The sequence below is a fragment of the Streptomyces kryoterrae genome (assembly GCF_054072135.1).
Genome location: NZ_CM133358.1, coordinates 2,074,321 through 2,093,849, shown reverse-complemented (window position 1 = coordinate 2,093,849; position 19,529 = coordinate 2,074,321). Strand labels below are relative to the sequence as shown.

The window sequence follows — 19,529 nt, the reverse complement described above, 5'->3', positions numbered from 1 at the left end:
ACGGCAGCGGCCATGCCTGCCCTGTCCTCTGTCCTGTCCTTTGCCCGTCCCGCTCCCGTACGCGGAGGAGACAGCCCACCCATGACTACGAACGACATCCTGCACCGCCTCACCCCGCTGATCGAGGCCCGCACCGAACATCTCCCCGTCGGCCCCTCCGGCCTGGCGCCCGGCACCCGATTGGAACAGGACCTGCGGATGGACTCACTGGCGATAGTCCACGTACTGGAGGACATCGAGGAGTCCTTCGGCATCACCATCTCCGACGATCGACTCGCAGGCGTCTACACGGTTGGCGACCTGGTCGACATCGTGCTGACCACGGCCGGGTCCGAAGGACGTGCCGCGTGAGCACGACGATGCCGACACCCGCAACCGCGCCCGCCTCCGGATCCGCCGTTCCCACCGGTTCGCTGGCCGAGGCCATCCGGGGGATCGACACCACGGCACTGGACTGCATCCAGGTCAACGCGGCCGTCCTGGCCGACACAGCACACGGGCCCGGCACCCATCTCGAGCTCGGTGCCCGGCTCCGATTCGCTCCGCACGTTCCCGGCGGCGGGCGTCTGCCCACCGTCGAGCAGCCCCCGGCCGACCAGATCGAACGGATGGGCCGCCCCCTCGGGCTCGCCCTGGACGCCGGGCGGCCCGTGACAGAAGGCAGGGCGCTGATGGATCTGCTGCCCGAGGACGGCAGTCCGCTGTACGTCGTCGGCGACGCGTACTGCATGCCCTGGCTGCCGTACCACGGTCACCAGCACATGGACCACAGCGTGCTGCTGCGAGGCGTGGACGGTGGAGCCGGCGTAGAGGCGGTGGATGCCTACGACAACGAGACGCCCTATGGCCGGGCGGAGCCGGTGGTGTGCGCCTTCGAACGAGCGGAGGCAGCCGCCCTTTTCGACGGCTCGCCCAGCCTGCCGGTGACGGTACGGCCCACGCGGCCCGCCGACCGGCCGGTGGAGACGACTCTGGCTGACAACGCCCGGGAGGCCGTCCGGCTGCTGGCAGGTGACGCCCCGGAGCGTTACGCCGCCGCCTTCCGCGACCACCCGGACCAACAGGAGGCCTGCACCACGCTGCTGTTGGAGAGCTGGCTGCTGCACCGTTCCCGTCGACTGCACGCCGCGTGGGCGGCCCGTCACCTGCCCGGTTCCGCTCGCGCGCGCTTCGCCGACGACCAGGCCGACGCGTGGGACGCCCTGGCCGGCCAGTGCTATCTGGCCGCGCGTCGGGCGCAGCGAGGGCGCCCCGTGCCCCCGCAGATCCACTCCACATTCGCCGAACTGCTTCGCGCAGACGCCCAGGGCGCTGCCGACGCCCTGCACACCGGACCAGGAGACACCATGCCGTACGGACCCGCACAGGTACGCGAAACGGTGGTGAGCACCGTCGCCGACGTCCTGGACGCCGATCCCGCGCTGGTCGCCGCCACCGATGACCTGAGCGAACTGGACGGCTTCGCCTCCTACCAGATGGTGGAGACGGTGGAGCGACTGGAGAACGCCTACGACGTCGAGTTCGCCCCCGCAGACCTGGAACCGGCCGTCCTGCGCCGCGTCGACGGACTGGTCGACCTCGTCCTGCGCACCGCCGGGGAGACGGAGGCGGCCCGGTCATGAGCGTCCGCCCGCAAGCCACCGTGCTGCACGAGCTCCTCGACACCCCCACCGCCGGCCCCGGCGCCGCCCCGGCGGTCACATGCGGGGACCTCACCCTCAGCCGTGCCGAACTCGTCCGGGCCAGCCACCGTTACGCGGCGGCGCTGCGCGGGAGCGGACTGCGCCGCGGCGACCGGCTGGTGGTGACCAGCGACAGCGGCCCGGCACTGGTGCCGCTGCTGTTCGGGGCCTCCCGGCTCGGCGTGGTCTTCTCCGTCCTGCACGACCAGGTGCGTGGCGATGTACTGCGCCATGTGCTGGCCGACTGCGAACCGGCTCTCGCGGTGGCCGCGTCGGCCGCCACCCGGGATGTCCTGCGTGAGGCAGGCGTGGCGGTGACCGCCCCCGAAGACCTGGACGCGGCGCCGCCGACCGGGCCGGCGCCCGACCCCGGGAGCGGGAACGGTCGTGTGGACGAGGTGGACGCCGCCGACGGGCCGCTCTCCGTCGACCCGGCCTGTCTGATCTACACCTCCGGCACCACCGCGATGCCGAAGGCCGTGGTCTGCACCCACCAGCAGATGATGTTCGCCGTCCACGCCATAGCCGAGCGGCTCGGCTACCGGGCGGACGACGTCGTCTACTGCCCGCTGCCGCTCTCCTTCGACTACGGCCTCTACCAGGTGTTCCTCTCCGCGCTCGCCGGCAGCCATGTGTGGCTCGGGTCGGCGGCCGAGTCCGGTCCGGCGCTCCTGGCCAACCTGGTGCGCAGCCGGGCGACCGTGCTGTCGGCCGTTCCGCCGGTCTCCTCCGCTCTGCTGCGGCTGTTGCGACGACGCGGCGGAGAGCGTCCGCCGCTGCGACTGCTCACCAACACCGGTGCCGCGCTGCCTGCCGACATCCCGCACGGACTGCGTGAGGTGCTGCCGGGTCTGCGCGTGCAGCTGATGTTCGGGCTCACCGAGTGCAAGCGGCTCACCATCGGCGAGCCGGACGAGGACCTGATCCGCCCGGGCAGCTGCGGGCTGCCGCTCGCCGGCACCGAGGTCTTCGTGATCGACGAGGCGGGCGAACGGCAGCCCGCCGGCGAGGTCGGTGAGATCACCGTGCGCGGACCGCACGTGATGGCCGGATACTGGCGCCGCCCCGAGCTCACCGCCGCACGTTTCCCCCGGCGCGACGGTCTCTTCCCCGAGCTGCGCACCGGCGACTACGGATGGACCGACGAGGAGGGACGGTTGTACTTCGCCGGCCGCCGCGACGACGTCTACAAGCAGGACGGCTTCCGCGTCAGCGCCATCGAGGTCGAGGCCGCCGCCCGCCGGCTGCCCGACGTGGAAACCGCCGCTGTCCTGACGCCCGAGGACTCTCGGCCCGAGGCCGTTCTGGTGGTCACCGGCACCGCCGATCCCGTCACCGTCCTGCCCCGGCTGCGTGAGCACCTGGAGGACTTCAAAGTGCCCCGCGTGTGCCACCGCGTCGACGCGCTGCCGGTCAACGCCAACGGCAAGACCGCGAAGGCCGTACTGGCCGGGCAGCTCGCGGAGGCCGGCCGTGACTGACACCGCGCCCCCTGCCGGGCCCGCCGCACGTGTTCCCGTTCCCCGGCCGTCCGCCGTGCCCGTACCGCCCGTTCAGACCCCGGCGTACGTCTACGACCTGGCCGTGGTGCGCTCCGCGCACGCCCGGCTGCGGTCCTGTCTGCCGGAGCCGAGCGAGCTGTACTACTCGCTCAAGGCCAACCCGCATCCGGCCGTCGTCTCCGCGCTGTACGGCCTCGGCTGCCGGGCCGAGGTCACCTCGCCCGGCGAACTGGACGCGGCTCTGGAGGCCGGTGTACCGGCCCACGACATCCTGTACACCGGCCCCGGTAAGCGCGACGAGGACCTGGACGGAGCGCTCAAGGGCGGGGTGCGCGACTTCGCCGTCGACTCCGTGTACGGCGTCGGCCAACTGGACCGCGCCGCAGCCCGGCACGGCGTACGCGTCACCTATCTGCTGCGCGTCAACCCCGGGGGTGGCAGCCGGGGAGCCGGACTGAGGATGACCGGGGACCCCTCCGCGTTCGGCGCCGACGCCGAGGACATCGCCGCGCACCCCGAGCGGTACACCGGCGGCGAGCACGCCCGTATCGACGGTCTGCACCTCTACCTGGCCACCAACATCGCCGACGAACAGGCACTCGGCGACTCCTTCAGCGAAGCGATCGCCGTGGCGCGCACCCTGCGAGAGGCGCTCGGGGTGCCGCTGCGCACCATCGACCTCGGTGGCGGCTTCGGCGCCCCCTACGCCCGTGCCGGAGAGCTGCCCGCCTATCCGGGGCTGGCCGATCGGCTGGCGGGCGAACTGGACGAGGCGCTGCCCGGCTGGCGGCAGAACGCCCCCACGGTGGCCTTCGAGTCCGGCCGCTATCTGACGGCCACCTGCGGACAGCTGCTGACCCGGGTACTGGACGCGAAGGACTCGCACGGGCAACGGGTCGTCGTCCTGGACACCGGCATCAACCACCTCGGCGGCATGGCCGGGCTGCGGCGGGTGCCGCCGCTCCATCCCGACGTGGTCCGGCCGGACGGCGCCGAGCCGGAGGACACCGGGGCCGGGGACGGCACTTCGGCGGGCGGCGCCGAACCGCCGGGCCCCGCCATGATCTGCGGCCCGCTGTGCACCCCGCTCGACACCTGGGCAAGGTCACACCCGCTGCCCGCCGTCGCTCCCGGTGACCTGCTCTCCGTACCGAACACCGGTGCCTACGGACTGCACGCCAGCCTCGTGCTCTTCCTCGGCCACCCGGCCCCGCTCGAAGTCGTCACCGACGGGGACCGGGTACTGCGCAGCGACCGGCTGACCTTCGTCCGGCGTGCCGCCGCCGGGTGAGCGCCCGCACGGCCCCCTCGGCACCGCCCGGAGGACCCGAGGCACCACCACGCACACCGTCCGACCCACCTTTCGTGAGGAGAACCACCATGAACCAGGCCTTCGTCGACACCCTCCGTCCCCACCTGCGCTACCTCACCCCCGACCAGGAACTGCAGCCCGAGGACCGGCTGCGCGACCTGGGACTCAACTCCATGCAGGCGATCGACCTCGTCTTCGACCTGGAGGACAACTGCGGGGTGGCCCTCCCCGACGACCAGCTCTCGGACTCCAACTTCGAGACCGCCGGCGCCCTGTGGGCGGCCATGGAAACCGCCCGCTCCGCCGCCGAGACGGACACCCGGTGAGGTCCCTCGACCCCGCGCTGGCCCAGCGCCTCGAGCCTGTCCTCGACACGGTCGAGCGGCACGCGGCCGAGAGCGACGAGAAGGCGGCCTTCCCGGCGGAGGCCCTGACCGCGATGCGCACCTCCGGGCTCCTGGGCCTGCTGGTCCCGGCCCGCTACGGGGGCCTGGACGGCACCGTCCCCGACCTGCTGGCCGTCTCCCAGATGATCGCCCGGCAGGACATGTCGGCGGCCATGGTGTTCGCCATGCACGGCCAGCAGGTCGCCGCGCTGGTCCACCACGCCTCCGAGGAACTGCGCGAGCGGGTGCTGCCGGGGGTGGCCCGGGGCGATCTGTACCTGGGCTCGGTCACCACCGAGGCCGGCAAGGGCGGGCACCTGCTCAGCTCACAGACCGGCACCCGGCGTGAGGGCGACCTGATCGAACTGGACCGGATGGCGCCCATCGTCACCGGCGGCGCTCACGCGGACGCCTACCTGATCACCGCCCTGGCCCCCGGGGCCACCTCCGACGGACAGGTGTCGCTGGTCTACGCCGAACGCGACCAGCTGGACGTACAGGTCCTCGGCGGCTGGGACCCGATGGGCATGCGCGGCACGCACAGTGTGCCGATGCGCTTCACCGGGGCGGTGCCGCACGACCAGGTCGTCGGCGTACACGGCGACTTCCGCCGGGTCACCGTCGACGTCTTCGCCCCGCTGGCCCACCTCGGCTGGAGCGCCTGCTGGCTGGGGACGGCCGCCGGTGCCCTCTCCCGCACCCTGCGGCTGCTGCGCAGCCCCGAGGAGCGGCGCCGCCGGGACCTCAAGAGCGAGCTGCTGCTGACCCGCCTGTCCCGGGCCCGCCAACGCATCGACACGGTGCAGGCCATGCTGAGCCACACAGCCGACGTCTACGGCACCCTCTCCGAGCAGGAGCGCGGCGGCGCGCCCTGGCAGCTGCTGGTCAACTCCCTGAAGGTGACGGCCTCGGAGCAGTGCCCGGCCGCCGTGGAGGAGCTGATCGAGCTGGTCGGCCTGCGACACGGCTACCTGCGCAACCAGCCGCTCGCCCTGGAGCGCGCCCTGCGCGACCTGCGGTCCGCGTCGCTGAACTACGGCAACGACCGGCTACATCTGGCCAACGGGTCGCTCAGCCTGCTGGACCAGGAGACCACCCTTGTCTGACACCCTCACCGCCCCGTCGCCCGCCGACGAACCCATCGCCCGCCTGTGGAGGCCGGCGCCGGGCGTCACCCTCGTCCTGGCCCGGGTGGACCGGGTGCTGGCGACCCCCGCGGCTCTGGACCGGCTGCGCCCCGAGGAACACCGGACAGCCGCCCACATGGCGACCTGGCGGGGCCGCGAGCACCTGGCCGGCCGGACGCTGCTGCGGCTGCTCCTCGCCAAGGTCATGGATGAGGAGGAAGCCCGCGGGCCGGTGGTCCCCGAGCCGGCCGGCCGGCCCCGGCTGCCCGGCGCGCCCCACACCGGGGTGAGCGTCTCGCACAGCGGTCCCTACACGGCGGCCGCCGTGGGCGACGGACTGGACATCGGTGTCGACGTACAGGTACCCCGGTCGCCGTCGCCCGGGATGCTGCGCCGCTGCTGTCCGCCGGAGACGGCGGCGCGGCTGGCGTCCATGGAGTCCGACAACGCCGCCCACGACTTCGCCCGGGTGTGGACCGTGCAGGAGGCGTGCGTGAAGGCGCGCGGCACCGGCCTGTCGGGCGCGCCCTGGCGGGTGCCGGCCGACCCGGAGGGCCCGGACGGCACCTGGGGCCCGCTGCACTGGCGCCGACTGGCCTGGCTGGCCGCGGCGGGTACCGAGACGGCCGCGCTGGCCTGCGCGTTCGGCCCGGCGCAGACGGGCCCCGAAGACCCGGCCGGCGCCCTCGGTGACCGACCGGACGACCCGTAGAACCTCGACGGCCGTGCCCCGCCCGGGGCCACAGGTCGGCCGTATCCCCTATTTCTTGTGGAGGACCCCTGATGCGCACTGATTCCACCGCGCCCACCGGCGTGGGCCTGAGCTGCTACACGGAGAACCTCGCCGGCTACCTGTCCGCACGCGTCCCCGGCTCCCTCGACCTGCTGGCCCGCTCCGTGCGGCTCGCGGTCGACCCGGCCACCGGGCACTTCTCCCACCACGACCGCGCACTGAACAACCTCCCCGGCGGCAGCAGGCTCGGATACCGGGGCGCCCCCGACGCCGCGACGGCCCGCACGGGCATCGCCGCCGAACTGGCCGAGCGCGGCAGGGTCCTGGCCGTCGCGAACAGCGCCGCGCTGCCCTGGCTGTCCGGTACGGCCGACGACCATGCGCCGCACCTGGTCGTGGTGGACGGCCGCACGCAGGACGGGGACTGGCACGTGACGGACGGCTTCACAGCCCTGTTCAGCGGCGGCGGCTCCCAGGACCCGTTCGCCGGGGAGCTGTCCGAGGCCGAGTTCACCGCGCTGCTCGCCTTTCCCCGCGGGCTTTCGGAGGTGCACCGCACTCGCAACACGCTGGCCTTCGGCTTCCCGGTGGCACCGCCGACGCACGAGACCTACCAGTGGCTGACCGAGGAGGAGGGGACCACCGAGGAGCGGTTGCCCGGCGGTCCCTGGCCGACCGGGGCCGCCGCCCTGGAGGAGACAGCGCGGCTGCTCGCCGCGGACCTGGAGGGCGACGGCTCGCGAGGCGTGCTGGAGGACGTCTGGGCGGCGGCGCAGCACCATCTGTTCCGCGACGCCCACCTGCTGGCCGGGGCCGGCACCACGCTCGCCCGAGCTGAGCGGGAGGCCGTCGAGGCCACCACCGCGAAGTGGCGCGAGCTGCCCCGGATGCTCCGGTTCGCCGCGAACTCCGCGCGCCGCGGCCGTCCGAGGCCGTCCTTGGCCGACGGCGCGTTCACGGCTCTGGCGGAGCTGGAGGCGGCGGCCTCGCCGGTGCACGCGGCCCATGGCTACGGCGTCCCCACCGGCCGGCCGGCCGCCCGGTCACACGCACGGCAGAAAGCGTGATTCCGGTGCCGACGTCCACGCTCACCCTGTGGGACCGCTTCGCCCGCACGGCCGACCGTCATCCCGACCGCCCGGCGCTCACCGCCCAAGACACCACGCTGTCCTACGCGGAGCTGCGCACCCGCGCCGAGGCACTGGCCGCCCAACTGTGCGCCGACGGACCACCGCCCCGCCGGGTCGCCCTGCTGGCGGATCGGACACCCGTGACGTACGCCGCCTACCTGGCCGTGCAGCGGCTGGGAGCCGCGGTGGTGCCGCTCAACCCGGCCGCTCCGCCGGGCCGCAACGAGGCCGTCGTACGGCAGGCCGGCGCGGCGCTGGTGCTGGCCGACGCGGCACGCGACGCCCGGCCGGCGGGCCGGGCCGCACCGCTCGTCCCGGTCGCCCTCACCGACCGCGTGGACGGTGCGGACCTGCGCGCTCTCGCCGGCCCGGGCCCGCAGGACACCGCGTACATCCTGTTCACCTCCGGCTCCACGGGACGGCCCAAGGGGGTGGTGATCCAGCACGCCAACACCGACGCCTACCTGGACCACGCCGTCCAGCGGACCGGCGCCGGGCCGCAGAGTCGGCTGTCGCAGACCTTCGACCTGACCTTCGACCCTTCCGTCTTCGACATGTTCGTGGCCTGGAGCACCGGTGCGGCCCTTGTGGTGCCCACCCGGGACGAACTGATGGACCCGGCCGGCTTCGTGGCGCGACACGGGCTGACCCACTGGTTCTCCGTGCCGTCGGTGGTCTCGCTCGCCGCCCGGCTGCGGCGGTTGCCACCGAACTCGATGCCGACCCTGCGATACGCGGCCTTCGCGGGCGAACCGCTCACCCTGCAACAGGCCCGGTCCTTCGCCGCGGCCGCCCCCGGCGCCCGCCTGGAGAACCTCTACGGCCCCACAGAGCTCACCGTCACCTGCACCGGCTACCGTCTGCCCGCCGACCCGGCCGACTGGCCGCGCACCGCCAACGGCACCGTCCCCATCGGCAGGGCCCACCCAGGCGCCGAGACCCTGGTGGCGGACGGGGAGATGCGCCCCGATACCGAGGGCGAACTGCTGGTACGCGGCGCGCAGCGGTTCCCCGGCTACCTGGACCCGGCCGACGATCTGGGCCGGTTCGCCGCCGGTGAACCCGGCACGGGCCTCGCCCCCTACACGGGCGGGCAGCTCACCGAGGCGCACTGGTACCGCACCGGCGACCGGGTGACACGGGACGGCGACGAACTGGTGCACCTGGGCCGTCTCGACAGCCAGGTCAAGATCAGCGGCTACCGGGTCGAGCTGGGCGAGGTCGAAGAGGCGCTGCGCTCGCGCCCCGACGTCGTCGACGCGGTCGTGGTGGCCCGCACCGACCGGTCCGCCCCCGTCCTGCAGGCGGTCTACACCGGGGACGCCACCGATTCGGCGCCCTTGCTGGAGGCGCTGCAGCAGCGGCTGCCCCCGTACATGGTGCCGCGCACTCTGCTGCGTCTGCCGGCTCTGCCGCTCAACCTCAACGGAAAGACCGACCGCAACGCCGTACTCGCCGCCCTGGATATGGCCTGCCCGGCCGCGCCCGGCACGGCACCCCGCCCCGCGGACCAGACCGCCTCCGGCGCCCGCCGCAGGCCCCCTTCCGAAAGGAACCCGGTTACGTGACCATGACCACGACTACCCCTGCTCAGCTGGCCGGCCGTGAGGAGTTCTGCGCCACCATGGCGCAGCTCGCCACCGGCGTCGCCGTCATCACGACCGCCGGCCCCGACGGACCCGTCGGCTGCACCGCCAACGCCCTGCTCTCGTTGTCCACCGAGCCGCCCTCGGTACTGGTCTCGCTCGCCAGCGCCGGCCGTACGGTGGGGCACGCCCGTGACCACGGCCGGTTCGCCGTCAACATCCTCAGCTGGCAGCAGCGGGACCTGATGGACCGTTTCGCCCGGCTGCCTGCGGCGGAGCGCTTCCAGGGCGTCCCCCACCGGCAGGAAGAGGGCTGCCCGGTGCTGGCGGGGACAGCCGCCACCGTGGTGTGCCGGCTCGACCAGGCTCCCGCCGTCCTCGATCACACCCTGCTGATCGGCCGTGCCCTGTGGACCGCACAGGACCCCGACGCACGGGCCCTGGTGCTCTACCGGCATCAGCAGAACGCCGTGACCGGCTGACCCCGCCCCACCGGCGTGGCCAGGCCCCGCACCCACACCCGCACCCACGTCTGACAGGGACAAGAGCATGAGCATCTTCGCCACCATGGAATCAGAAGTCCGCACCTACAGCCGAGCCTGGCCCACCGTGTTCACCACCGCACACGGCGCCGTGCTGCGAGACGAGTCCGGACGGTCCTTCATCGACTTCTTCGCCGGCGCCGGCGCCCTCAACTACGGACACAACCCGCCCGAGCTGAAAGAAGCACTGCTGAAGTACCTGTCCGGCGACGGCGTCACGCACGGGCTCGACATGCAGACCACGGCCAAACGCGTCTTCCTGGAGCGGTTGAGGGATCTGATCCTCACACCGCGCGGCCTGGACTACCGCGTCCAGTTCCCCGGACCCGGCGGTACCAACGCGGTCGAGGCCGCCCTCAAGCTCGCCCGGAAGGTCACCGGGCGACACACCGTCGCCTACTTCGAACGCGGCTTCCACGGGATGACGCTCGGTGCGCTGGCGGTCACCTCCAACCCGATGAAACGCGCCGGGGCGGGCGTCCCGCTGCCGCACACCGTGCCAGTACCCTTCGACAACCCCGCGGACGACGACGACCGGGCGACGGCCCGGCTTACCCGGGCACTGGACACCGCCGCCGAGGGCGGGCCGCTCGCCGCCGTCGTGGTGGAGACCGTACAGGGCGAGGGCGGTATCAATCCGGCCCGTCCGGTCTGGCTGCGCGCTCTGGCTTCCTGGGCCCGGGAGCATGGCACGCTGCTCGTGGTGGACGACATCCAGATGGGCTGCGGGCGCACGGGGCCGTTCTTCTCCTTCGAGCGGGCCGGGATCGTCCCCGACCTCGTCTGCTTGTCCAAGTCCATCAGCGGGTACGGGATGCCCATGGCGCTGACGCTGATACGCCCCGAGTACGACGCGTGGAAGCCGGGCGAGCACAACGGCACCTTCCGTGGCTACAACCCGGCGTTCGTCACCGCGGCCCGGGCGCTGGAACTGTTCTGGTCCGACAGCGTGCTGGAAACAAGGACCACCGCGCTGGGCGGGCAGGTGGGACGTGCCCTCGCGGAGACCGCCCGCCGACATGGACTGCCCGCACCTCGCGGGTGCGGCCTGGCGTGGGGTCTGCCCTTCGACCGTCCGGGCGCGGCCCGCGAGGTGTGCGACGCCGCCTACCGCAACGGCCTGCTGCTGGAGACGGCCGGCGCACACGACGAGGTGGCCAAGATCCTGCCGCCGCTGACAGTGGCGCACGGACAACTGGAGCAGGGCCTCGGGATACTCGACGAGGCCGTCGCCTCAGTGGTGGGCGTACGGACCTTCGTGGCCTGACATTGGATACAACGTCCCAGCTCCAGGCGCTCACGCTCTTGGACCAACCGCCCCCGGCGGCGGACCGGCCACGGGGCTGTCGAACGGAGAGCGGATGTCGATCGACCTCGTCGGATTCCTTGGTGTGGTGCTGGTGGCGTACGTCGTGCCCGGGCCGGACTTCCTCGTGGTGCTCCGGTCCGCGACCGAGCATCCGTCGAAGGGCCGGGCCGCGGGGCTGGGCGCCCAGGCCGGGCTGTGCGTGCACATGCTCGCCGCCGCCACCGGGCTGTCACTGATCGCCGCCCGATCCCCCATGGTCTACGACGCCATCAAGCTGCTCGGCGCGGCCTACCTCGTCTACCTCGGGGTACGGACCGTGCTGGCAGCCCGACGGGCCGCCCGCGAGCAGTCCGCCGAGCAGGCGAAGCCCACCGGCCCGGAGGACGGCCCGGCACCGGAGGACCCCGCGACGGCCGACCCCGCCCGAGGGCGGTGGCGGGCCGGCTTCATGCAGGGCTTCCTCACCAATGTGCTCAACCCCAAAGCGGCACTGTTCTTCATCAGCATCCTGCCGCAGTTCGTCAACGGCGACGGATCGATGACCCGGCAGATCTTCTTCCTCGGTACGTTGGACGTCCTCATCGGCATCGTCTACTGGTTCGCCCTGGTCGCCGTCGCCACACGCCTACGGGCGCTCCTGGCCCGACCGAAGTTCCGTCACCGCTGGGAGCTGACGACCGGATGGCTGTTCATCGGCATCGGCATCGGCGTCGCCACCCTCGCCTGAGCGTGCGAGAGATCCCTGCCTTTCCTCTCGATGAGGCCGCCACGATGCCTGGCGTCGGTATCCGTTCCGCTGTGCCGTGATGCCCGCGTGGAAGGCTGGGTATGAGGTCTGTCCAGGCGGAACGACAAGTGGAGAACCAAGTGGACTGGGGATGGTTCGCTCAGCAGATGACGTCGATGGCGCGGGATCTCCTCGCACAGGACTCGGTGGACACCACGCTCCGGCGGATCACTGCGGCGGCCACCGAGCTGGTCGACGGCTGTGACGCGGCCGGCATCCTCATCCGGCACGACACGAAGGTGGAGAGTCTCGCCCCCACCCACCAACTGGTCATCGACAGCGATCAGCTGCAACAGCAGCTGGGTGAAGGGCCGTGCTTCGACGCCGCCCACAGCGCGCGGGGGCAGCGGGTCTTCCGTATTTCCAACCTCACCAATGACTACCAGCGCTGGCCCGGCTACGCCCCCCAGGCCCGCGCGCTCGGTGTGGGCAGCCTGATGGGCTTCCTGCTGTTCACCGACGACGAAGAACTCGGTGCGCTGAACTTCTACTCCCGCGAACCCGGGGCGTTCACCGAGGACAGCGAGCTGGCCGGGCTGCTCCTGGCCTCCCACGCGGCCATCGCCTTCTCCAGCGCCCGCACCCATGCCCAAATGGAGCACGCCGTCGCCACCCGCCACGTCATCGGCGAGGCCATGGGCATCCTCATGGGCCGCCACCACATCACCGAAGCCCAGGCGTTCGACGTGCTGCGCCGCTACTCACAGAAGAAGAACATCAAGCTCCGCGAGGTCGCCCGCCGGGTCTGTGAAAAGGGCAGCCTGTCCTGAACGGCCCAGACGGTTCCTCTTAGTGGGCGGTTGATGTAGACGAAATGCCCTTTATTCACCCTCAGTGCACCCGTCCGCGTCCACGCCCCCGCATCCCCGAACACCGAAGGCAGCACGCGGCCCTCCGGCCCTCGCCGGACATCACGGCCGCCCTCGAGGTCGTCGCCACGCGCCCTCGCGGGGAGGAGGGAAACCGGCGAGCGCACCAAGATCGACCAGGGCCCGCTGCGGCGAAAGTCAACCTCAAGACGGTGGTTTCCGCCATGACGGTGGTTTGCCTCCCGGTCGCCGCTGTGCCCGGTGGGCTGCCAGCAACACTGGCCGAGGCGGCCGGGGGCGCCGCTGTGGAGCGGGGAGGCGGCAAACGCATGGCCGACAGCAGGATCCTGATCGCGGTACCGGAACACCCTCGGGGCGAGGGCGCCGGGCCCCAGCAGTTACGGAAGATCCGGGACGCGATCGAGGCGGGCGGCTTCGAAGTCCGCTGGGCGGTCACGGCACAGGACGCGGACGCGGTACTGCGTACCGAGTCCGGTCTCGCGGCGGCGCTGGTGGCCTGGGACCTTCCCAGGGCCGCCGGTGACGGGCCCGGCGCCGCGCTCGCCGCCCCGGGAGGCACACTCGCCCGGCCGGGCGGCACCCTCGACGGAACCCCGGGCGGCGGCGCCGTGCTGCGCCGGATCGGCCGCCGTTTCGGGGACCTGCCCGTCTTCCTGGTGATGGCCGACGAGGGCATACGGGACCTGCCGCTGTGGGTGTCCGAGACGGTCGTGGGCTACGTCTGGCCACTGGAGGACACCCCGGGCTTCATCGCGGGCCGCATCACCACCGCTGCCCGCGCCTACCGGGAATCCGTGCTGCCACCGTTCTTCCGGGCCCTGCGCCGCTTCGACGACGCCCACGAGTACTCCTGGCACACCCCGGCCCACTCCGGCGGTGTCGCCTTCCTCAAGTCACCGGCGGGACGCGCCTTTCACGACTACTTCGGGGAGCGGCTGCTGCGCAGCGACCTGTCGATCTCGGTCGAGGAACTCGGCTCGCTCTTCGAGCACACCGGCCCGATCGGCGAGGCGGAGCGCAACGCGGCCCGTGTGTTCGGCTCCGACCTCACCTACTTCGTGCTGCACGGCGACTCCACCTGCAACCGACTGGTCGGCCATTTCAGCGTCACCCGCGACGAGATCGCGCTGGTGGACCGCAACTGCCACAAGTCCGTGCTGCACGGTTTGGTCGTCTCGGGCGCCCGGCCGGTCTACCTGGTCCCCACCCGCAACGGTTACGGCCTCGCCGGACCGCTGCCCCCGGCCGAGATCGCCGCGGACGCGGTGGCGGCCCGGATCGCCGCGCACCCGCTCACCGAGGGCGCGGTGTCCCCGCACCCGCAGTACGCGGTGTTCACCAACTCCACCTACGACGGCCTCAGTTATGACGCCGTACCCACCGCTCGGGCGTTCGCCGCCAGCACACCCCGGCTGCACTTCGACGAGGCGTGGTTCGCGTACGCCCGTTTCCACCCGCTCTACGCCGGCCGCTACGGCATGTCGGTGGACGAGGAGGCCCTCCCCGGCCCGGACCGGCCGACCGTGTTCGCCACCCAGTCCACGCACAAGCTGCTGGCGGCGCTGTCGCAGAGCGCGATGGTGCATGTGCGGCCCGCACCGCGGGCACCGGTGGAGCACGACCGGTTCAACGAGGCGCTGATGATGCACGGCACCACCTCGCCCCTCTACCCGATGATCGCCTCGCTCGACGTGGCGACGGCGATGATGGACGGCCCGCAGGGCGAGTGGCTGATCGACGAGGCGGTGACCGAGGCGATCCGCTTCCGTCAGGAGATGGTGCACCTGCGACGACGGATCGAGAGCGCCGGGGACCGCCCGCCGTGGTTCTTCGGGGTGTGGCAGCCGGACACGGTCACCGACCCGGCGACCGGCGAACGGCTGCCGTTCGAGGAAGCCGCGCCGGAACTGCTGCGCACCGAGCAGTCCTGCTGGCTGCTGGAGCCCGGCGCCGACTGGCACGGCTTCCCCGGACTGACCGAGGGCCACTGCATGCTGGACCCCGTCAAGGTCACGGTGACCTGCCCGGGGATCAGCGCCACCGGCGAGATGGCGGAGGAGGGCATCCCCGCCCGGGTGCTCACCGCCTATCTGGCCACCCGCAGGATCGTGGTGGAGAAGACCGACAGTTACACCACGCTGATCCTGTTCTCCATGGGCATCACCAAGGGCAAGTGGGGCACCCTGCTGGACGCCCTGACGGACTTCAAGGCCCTCTACGACGCCGACGCCCCGCTGGAGCGGGTCCTGCCGGAGGCGGTCGCCGCGTACCCCCGCCGGTACGCGGGACTGACCCTGCGCGGGCTGTGCCAGGAAATGCACGACCACCTGCGCTCGGTGCGCCTGGTGGAACTGCTCGACCTCGCCTTCCAGCAGCTCCCGCGGCCCGTGGCGCCACCTCAGCACTGTTACCAGCGGCTGGTGCGGGGTGGCACCGAGCGGGTGCGGATCTCGGCGGCCACGGACCGGGTGGCGGCCGCCATGGTGACGGTCACCCCGCCGGGCATCCCCGTCCTGATGCCGGGCGAGTGCGTCGGCGCCTCCGACGGACCGCTGCTGCGCTACCTCGCCGCCCTGGAGTCCTTCGACCGTCGTTTCCCCGGCTTCCGCAGCGAGACCCACGGCGTGACCATCGACGAGGAGACGGGCGACTACCTGATCGAGTGCCTGGTCCAGGACGAGGAGCGGTAGCCGGGGCCCCGGCCCGGGCGTATCGGCCAGGGCCTGTTTTCGCGGACGCTGTTCGGACGGCCCCCGCCGACCGTGGGGTGGACCTGGTGCTGGATCCTGCCCGTACTGGCCCCCTTCGGCCGGGTCTTCCTATGGACCTGGGGCGTCACGTCGACTGGACGGCGTATCGGTGGGAGGAGTTCCTGATGGCCTTGCGCCCCCGCCGCCCACGAACCGGCGGGGCGCCGGCCGTGCCGGGAAAGGAGGACGCGGCGTCGACCGGCGGGCGGTGGCCGGAGTCGGCGGCGAGCAGGTCGATCACTTTGCGAGGAGCGTGCGGGAAGGCGTGCCGCAGTGTGGCGGGGTGACTGGCAACGGCACGCCTGCGCAGAACCGCTGGTCACATCAGGCGTGCGGGAACCCCCTGGGCGGCGCGGTGGATCCCCGAGGGGTGAGCACGGGCGTAGCCACCGGATGCGACCCACCCGCACCGCCGCTGATCACCCCGAACAGCGTCCGCGCGACGTCCGCCCCGAAGCCGTGCACATCATGGCTCATCGCCGACAGCGTGGGCCGGGTGAGCCGGCACAGCTGCGAGTCGTCCCAGGCCAGCAGCGACACGTCGGCCGGCACGCTCAGCCCCATCTCGGCGGCCACGGACAGGCCCGCCACCGCCATGATGTCGTTGTCGTACAGGATCGCCGTGGGCCGGTCCGCCGGCGCGGCGGACAGCAGTGACCGGGTGGCCCGGGCCCCCGCGTCGCCGGAGTAGTCGGTCGAGACCTGCGACGCCCCGGCCAGCTCGAACCCCCGCGCGGCCTCGTCGAAAGCCGCCGTACGGATGTTCGTGTGACCCAGGGCCGCCGGACCCCCCACCCGGGCGATCCGCCGATGTCCGAGCGCCGCGAGATACCGCACCGCCTCCGTCACGGCCGTGGCGTCGTCGGTCCACACGGAGGTGAGGCCGCCGGTGAACGACGGATGCCCGACCGCGACCGCGGGCATTCCGAGCCGCTCGACGGCCGGAACCCGGGGATCGTCCGCCCGGAGGTCCACCAGGATCGCCCCGCCGATGAGCCGTCCCTTCCACCAGGACTCCTGGAGCCCGACCTCCTCCTCCAGATTCCGTACGAGCCTGAGGAGCAGCGAGCACGCATGCTCGGTCAGGACGCTCTCCACGCCCGAGATGAAGTCCATGTAGAACGGTTCGAGCCCGAGCAGCCGGGCCGGCCGGCAGATCGCCAGCCCCACCACGTCCACGCGGGACCCGGCCAGCGACCGCGCGGTGAGGTTCGGCTCCCAGCCCAGCTCACGGGCGGCGGTGAAGATCCGGTCCCGGGTCGCCTCGGCGAGCCCCGGCTTGTGGTTGAAGGCGAGGGACACGGCCCCCTTGGACACGCCGGCGCGCGCGGCGACGTCCTTGATGGTGACGCGGGGGGTCGGCGATGCCGTCATCTGGCGGGCTCCACGCAGTACAGGGCCGATCGGGCGGTCTCGGCATCCGGAGTCTCCCAGCCACGCACCCCGATGGTCACCCGTTCCCCGGGCAACAGGGTCACCAGCCCACGATCGGCCCGCGCTCCCGGGTCCAGCCGGTCCGCCTGCAGCAGCAGATCCCGTACGAGGGTACGAGCCGTCACCGTGACCGCCCCCGGAGCGACACTCACGTCGAACTCGGGCCGGGGGTAGGGGACTTCACGATCCGGTACGGGAAAGAACAGCGCCCGCAGCCCCTCCCCGTCGGATCCGGCGACCCCCTCGGCACCGGCGACGGCATCCGCGACCAGGAACTCCTTGGCCCCCACCGGCACGAGTTCCCCCGGCACCCGCACCTCGGCGACCGCCCGCCGCTCCACCGTGAACCCGACCCGCACCGACTCACCGACCACGCCCCCGTCCACGGACATCCGCCGCAGCTCCACCGTCCCCGCCCACTGCCCCGCCGCCTGGTTCACGACGGCCAACACCACGCCCTCCCCGCGCACTTGAAGGCTGAGCAACCGGTCCGCGTACAGCCGTCGCAGCTCGTGGTAGAGCGGTTTCTCACGCCCGTCCCCGTCGATCGCCGCCCAGGACGTCACCGGCCAGCAGTCGTTGAGCTGCCACACGATCGTCCCCGCGCACACCGGCCAGTGCGCACGCCAGTGCTCGATCCCGGCGGCCACGGCACGGGCCTGGTTGACCTGGGTGAGGTAGTGCCACCGGTCGAAGTCCCCCTCCGGCAAGGGGAAATGCCGGGCGAGCCCGCGCTCCAGCTTGCCGTTCCCGTCGTCGGCCTTCTGGTGATGCAGCATGCCGGGCGAGTCGGAGCCGAGCCGCTCACCAGGCAGCGCGCGCCGCATCGTGGCATACGCGGCCGGTGCCTGCCACCCGAACTCGGCCACGAAACGAGGGACTTCGAGCCGGTAGTCGGCGTAGTCCTCCCGGTTCCACACCTCCCACGAGTGGTGCGTACCGTGCGCCGGATCGTTCGGATGCCGCTGCCAGGACCCCGACCAGGGACTGCCCGCCGTGTAGGGCCGCGTGGGGTCCAACTCGGCAACGACGCGCGGCAGTACGCCCAGGTAGTATCCCTCGCCCCACGACTCCCCGGCGAGCCGCTGCTCCCATCCCCAGTCCCTGAAGCCCCACAGGTTCTCGTTGTTCCCGTTCCACAGCACGAGCGAGGGGTGCGGCATCAGCCGTACGACGTTCTCCCGGGCCTCCGCCTCCACCTCGCCCCGCAGCGGCTGCTCCTCGGGATAGGCGGCGCACGCGAACGGGAAGTCCTGCCAGACCAGCAGCCCCAACTCGTCGCAGACGTCGTAGAAGTCCTCGCTCTCGTAGATCCCGCCGCCCCACACCCGGACGAGGTCCACACCGGCGGCGGCCGCCTGCGCGAGCCGCTCCCGGTACCGCTCCGGGGTGATCCGGGACGGGAACACGTCGTCCGGGATCCAGTTGACGCCCCGCGCGAACAACCGCTCCCCGTTGACGACCAGGGTGAACCCGGTCCCGTGGTCATCGGAGGAGGTGTCGAGCCCGACGGTCCGGAACCCGACCCGCCGCCGCCAGCCGTCCAGCGGGACATCATCATGACGGAGCGTCAACTCGACGTCGTACAAAGCCTGTTGCCCGTAGCCACGCGGCCACCACAGCTCCACGTCCGGCACTTCCAGTCGTACGACACCGCTGGCCCCGTCGATCTCACCTCGCGCCAGGACGTCACCGCCACCGGAAAATCCTCCACCGGGAAAGCCGCCACCACTCAGCCGGGCCTCCAGTGTCAGCCCGGCCTCCACTCTGGTGCGCTCGACGTCGACCGCCAACTTCACGTGTCCCACGCCGTGTTCGTCGACCGTCACCTCGGGGCGCACCCGGGCGATCCGGGCTGTCGACCAGTGCTCCAGGCGTACCGGCCGCCAGATCCCGGCGGTGACGAGGGTCGGCCCCCAGTCCCAGCCGAAGGAGCAGGCCATCTTCCGGATGTACTGGTAGGGCTCGGCATAGGCACCGGGCCGCTCGCCCAGCCGCTCCCGCACGGCCTCCGCCTCGGCATAGGCGGAGCCGAAACGGACGGACAGGCGCCCGGTCGTACCGGTCACGTCGAAACGGTACGAGCGGTGCATGTTCCGTACCCGGCCGAGGAGTTGACCGTCGAGCCGGATCTCGGCGACGGTGTCGAGCCCGTCGAAGACGAGATCGGTCTGCTCATGAACCTCGTGCCGATCTTGCCGTTCCTGCACGGGCGCAGCGGAAAGGTCCTTCTCGTACGTCCAATCCCGGCGCCCCACCCAGGCGACCTCCGCCTCGTTCCGGCCGATGAAGGGGTCAGGGATCACACCGGCCGCCAGCAGGTCGGTATGCACGCACCCGGGGACGGTGGCCGGCAGTTCGCCCGCCTCGTACCGCACGGTCCAGCCCTCGGTGAGTGGTGTGGCCTCCAGCATGCGCA

The 19,529-nt window shown here is 72.2% G+C and carries 17 protein-coding genes; 14 read left to right on the top strand and 3 right to left on the bottom strand.

What is annotated here, in order from left to right:
- Positions 1 to 81 precede the first annotated feature (81 nt).
- The 14 genes from ACW4TU_RS08710 to ACW4TU_RS08645 all read left to right on the top strand — a co-directional run bounded on the left by ACW4TU_RS08710 (position 82) and on the right by ACW4TU_RS08645 (position 15,616).
- Positions 82 to 351 carry an acyl carrier protein gene (locus ACW4TU_RS08710; protein ID WP_457426305.1) on the top strand — a complete coding sequence of 90 codons (270 nt, stop codon included), beginning with the start codon at positions 82 to 84 and terminating at the stop codon, positions 349 to 351.
- Positions 348 to 1,622 (top strand): acyl carrier protein, encoded by a 1,275-nt coding sequence (locus ACW4TU_RS08705; protein WP_457426303.1) that lies wholly within the window; start codon positions 348 to 350, stop codon positions 1,620 to 1,622. The genes ACW4TU_RS08710 and ACW4TU_RS08705 overlap by 4 nt, the downstream gene beginning before the upstream one ends.
- A complete protein-coding gene (locus ACW4TU_RS08700) occupies positions 1,619 to 3,163 on the top strand; it encodes a class I adenylate-forming enzyme family protein (RefSeq protein WP_457426301.1) in 1,545 nt (514 codons plus the stop codon). The genes ACW4TU_RS08705 and ACW4TU_RS08700 overlap by 4 nt, the downstream gene beginning before the upstream one ends.
- The gene (locus tag ACW4TU_RS08695) at positions 3,156 to 4,475 is read left to right on the top strand and encodes a type III PLP-dependent enzyme domain-containing protein (protein WP_457426299.1); all 1,320 of its coding nucleotides are present in this window, start codon (positions 3,156 to 3,158) and stop codon (positions 4,473 to 4,475) included. Before ACW4TU_RS08700 ends, ACW4TU_RS08695 begins: the two co-directional genes overlap by 8 nt.
- An 89-nt stretch (positions 4,476 to 4,564) precedes the next feature.
- Positions 4,565 to 4,822, top strand: a complete 258-nt coding sequence (locus ACW4TU_RS08690; RefSeq protein WP_457426297.1) for an acyl carrier protein — start codon at positions 4,565 to 4,567, stop codon at positions 4,820 to 4,822.
- Positions 4,819 to 5,988: an acyl-CoA dehydrogenase family protein gene (locus ACW4TU_RS08685; protein ID WP_457426295.1), complete on the top strand. Its 1,170-nt coding sequence runs from the start codon at positions 4,819 to 4,821 to the stop codon at positions 5,986 to 5,988. The genes ACW4TU_RS08690 and ACW4TU_RS08685 overlap by 4 nt, the downstream gene beginning before the upstream one ends.
- A complete protein-coding gene (locus tag ACW4TU_RS08680; protein ID WP_457426293.1) occupies positions 5,981 to 6,721 on the top strand; it encodes a 4'-phosphopantetheinyl transferase family protein in 741 nt (246 codons plus the stop codon). Before ACW4TU_RS08685 ends, ACW4TU_RS08680 begins: the two co-directional genes overlap by 8 nt.
- Before the next feature lie 71 nt (positions 6,722 to 6,792).
- Entirely contained in the window at positions 6,793 to 7,809 is a 1,017-nt protein-coding gene (locus ACW4TU_RS08675) for a hypothetical protein (RefSeq protein ID WP_457426291.1), read from the top strand.
- 5 nt (positions 7,810 to 7,814) lie between these two features.
- Positions 7,815 to 9,440 carry an amino acid adenylation domain-containing protein gene (locus ACW4TU_RS08670; RefSeq protein WP_457426289.1) on the top strand — a complete coding sequence of 542 codons (1,626 nt, stop codon included), beginning with the start codon at positions 7,815 to 7,817 and terminating at the stop codon, positions 9,438 to 9,440.
- Positions 9,441 to 9,442: 2 nt separating this feature from the next.
- Entirely contained in the window at positions 9,443 to 9,940 is a 498-nt protein-coding gene (locus ACW4TU_RS08665; protein WP_457429987.1) for a flavin reductase family protein, read from the top strand.
- A gap of 67 nt (positions 9,941 to 10,007) precedes the next feature.
- A complete protein-coding gene (locus ACW4TU_RS08660; RefSeq protein ID WP_457426287.1) occupies positions 10,008 to 11,267 on the top strand; it encodes an aspartate aminotransferase family protein in 1,260 nt (419 codons plus the stop codon).
- Between the two features lie 94 nt (positions 11,268 to 11,361).
- A complete protein-coding gene (locus tag ACW4TU_RS08655) occupies positions 11,362 to 12,036 on the top strand; it encodes a LysE family translocator (RefSeq protein WP_457426285.1) in 675 nt (224 codons plus the stop codon).
- Positions 12,037 to 12,203: 167 nt separating this feature from the next.
- Entirely contained in the window at positions 12,204 to 12,866 is a 663-nt protein-coding gene (locus ACW4TU_RS08650; RefSeq protein WP_457429986.1) for a GAF and ANTAR domain-containing protein, read from the top strand.
- Positions 12,867 to 13,234: 368 nt separating this feature from the next.
- Positions 13,235 to 15,616, top strand: a complete 2,382-nt coding sequence (locus ACW4TU_RS08645) for an Orn/Lys/Arg family decarboxylase (RefSeq protein ID WP_457426283.1) — start codon at positions 13,235 to 13,237, stop codon at positions 15,614 to 15,616.
- A gap of 145 nt (positions 15,617 to 15,761) precedes the next feature.
- On the opposite strand, the gene ACW4TU_RS08640 is transcribed toward ACW4TU_RS08645, so the two are convergent.
- The 3 genes from ACW4TU_RS08640 to ACW4TU_RS08630 all read right to left on the bottom strand — a co-directional run bounded on the left by ACW4TU_RS08640 (position 15,762) and on the right by ACW4TU_RS08630 (position 19,524).
- Entirely contained in the window at positions 15,762 to 15,917 is a 156-nt protein-coding gene (locus tag ACW4TU_RS08640; protein ID WP_457426281.1) for a hypothetical protein, read from the bottom strand.
- A gap of 83 nt (positions 15,918 to 16,000) precedes the next feature.
- Positions 16,001 to 17,050: a LacI family DNA-binding transcriptional regulator gene (locus ACW4TU_RS08635; RefSeq protein WP_457426279.1), complete on the bottom strand. Its 1,050-nt coding sequence runs from the start codon at positions 17,048 to 17,050 to the stop codon at positions 16,001 to 16,003.
- Entirely contained in the window at positions 17,047 to 19,524 is a 2,478-nt protein-coding gene (locus ACW4TU_RS08630) for a glycoside hydrolase family 2 protein (RefSeq protein ID WP_457426277.1), read from the bottom strand. Before ACW4TU_RS08630 ends, ACW4TU_RS08635 begins: the two co-directional genes overlap by 4 nt.
- Positions 19,525 to 19,529 lie beyond the last annotated feature (5 nt).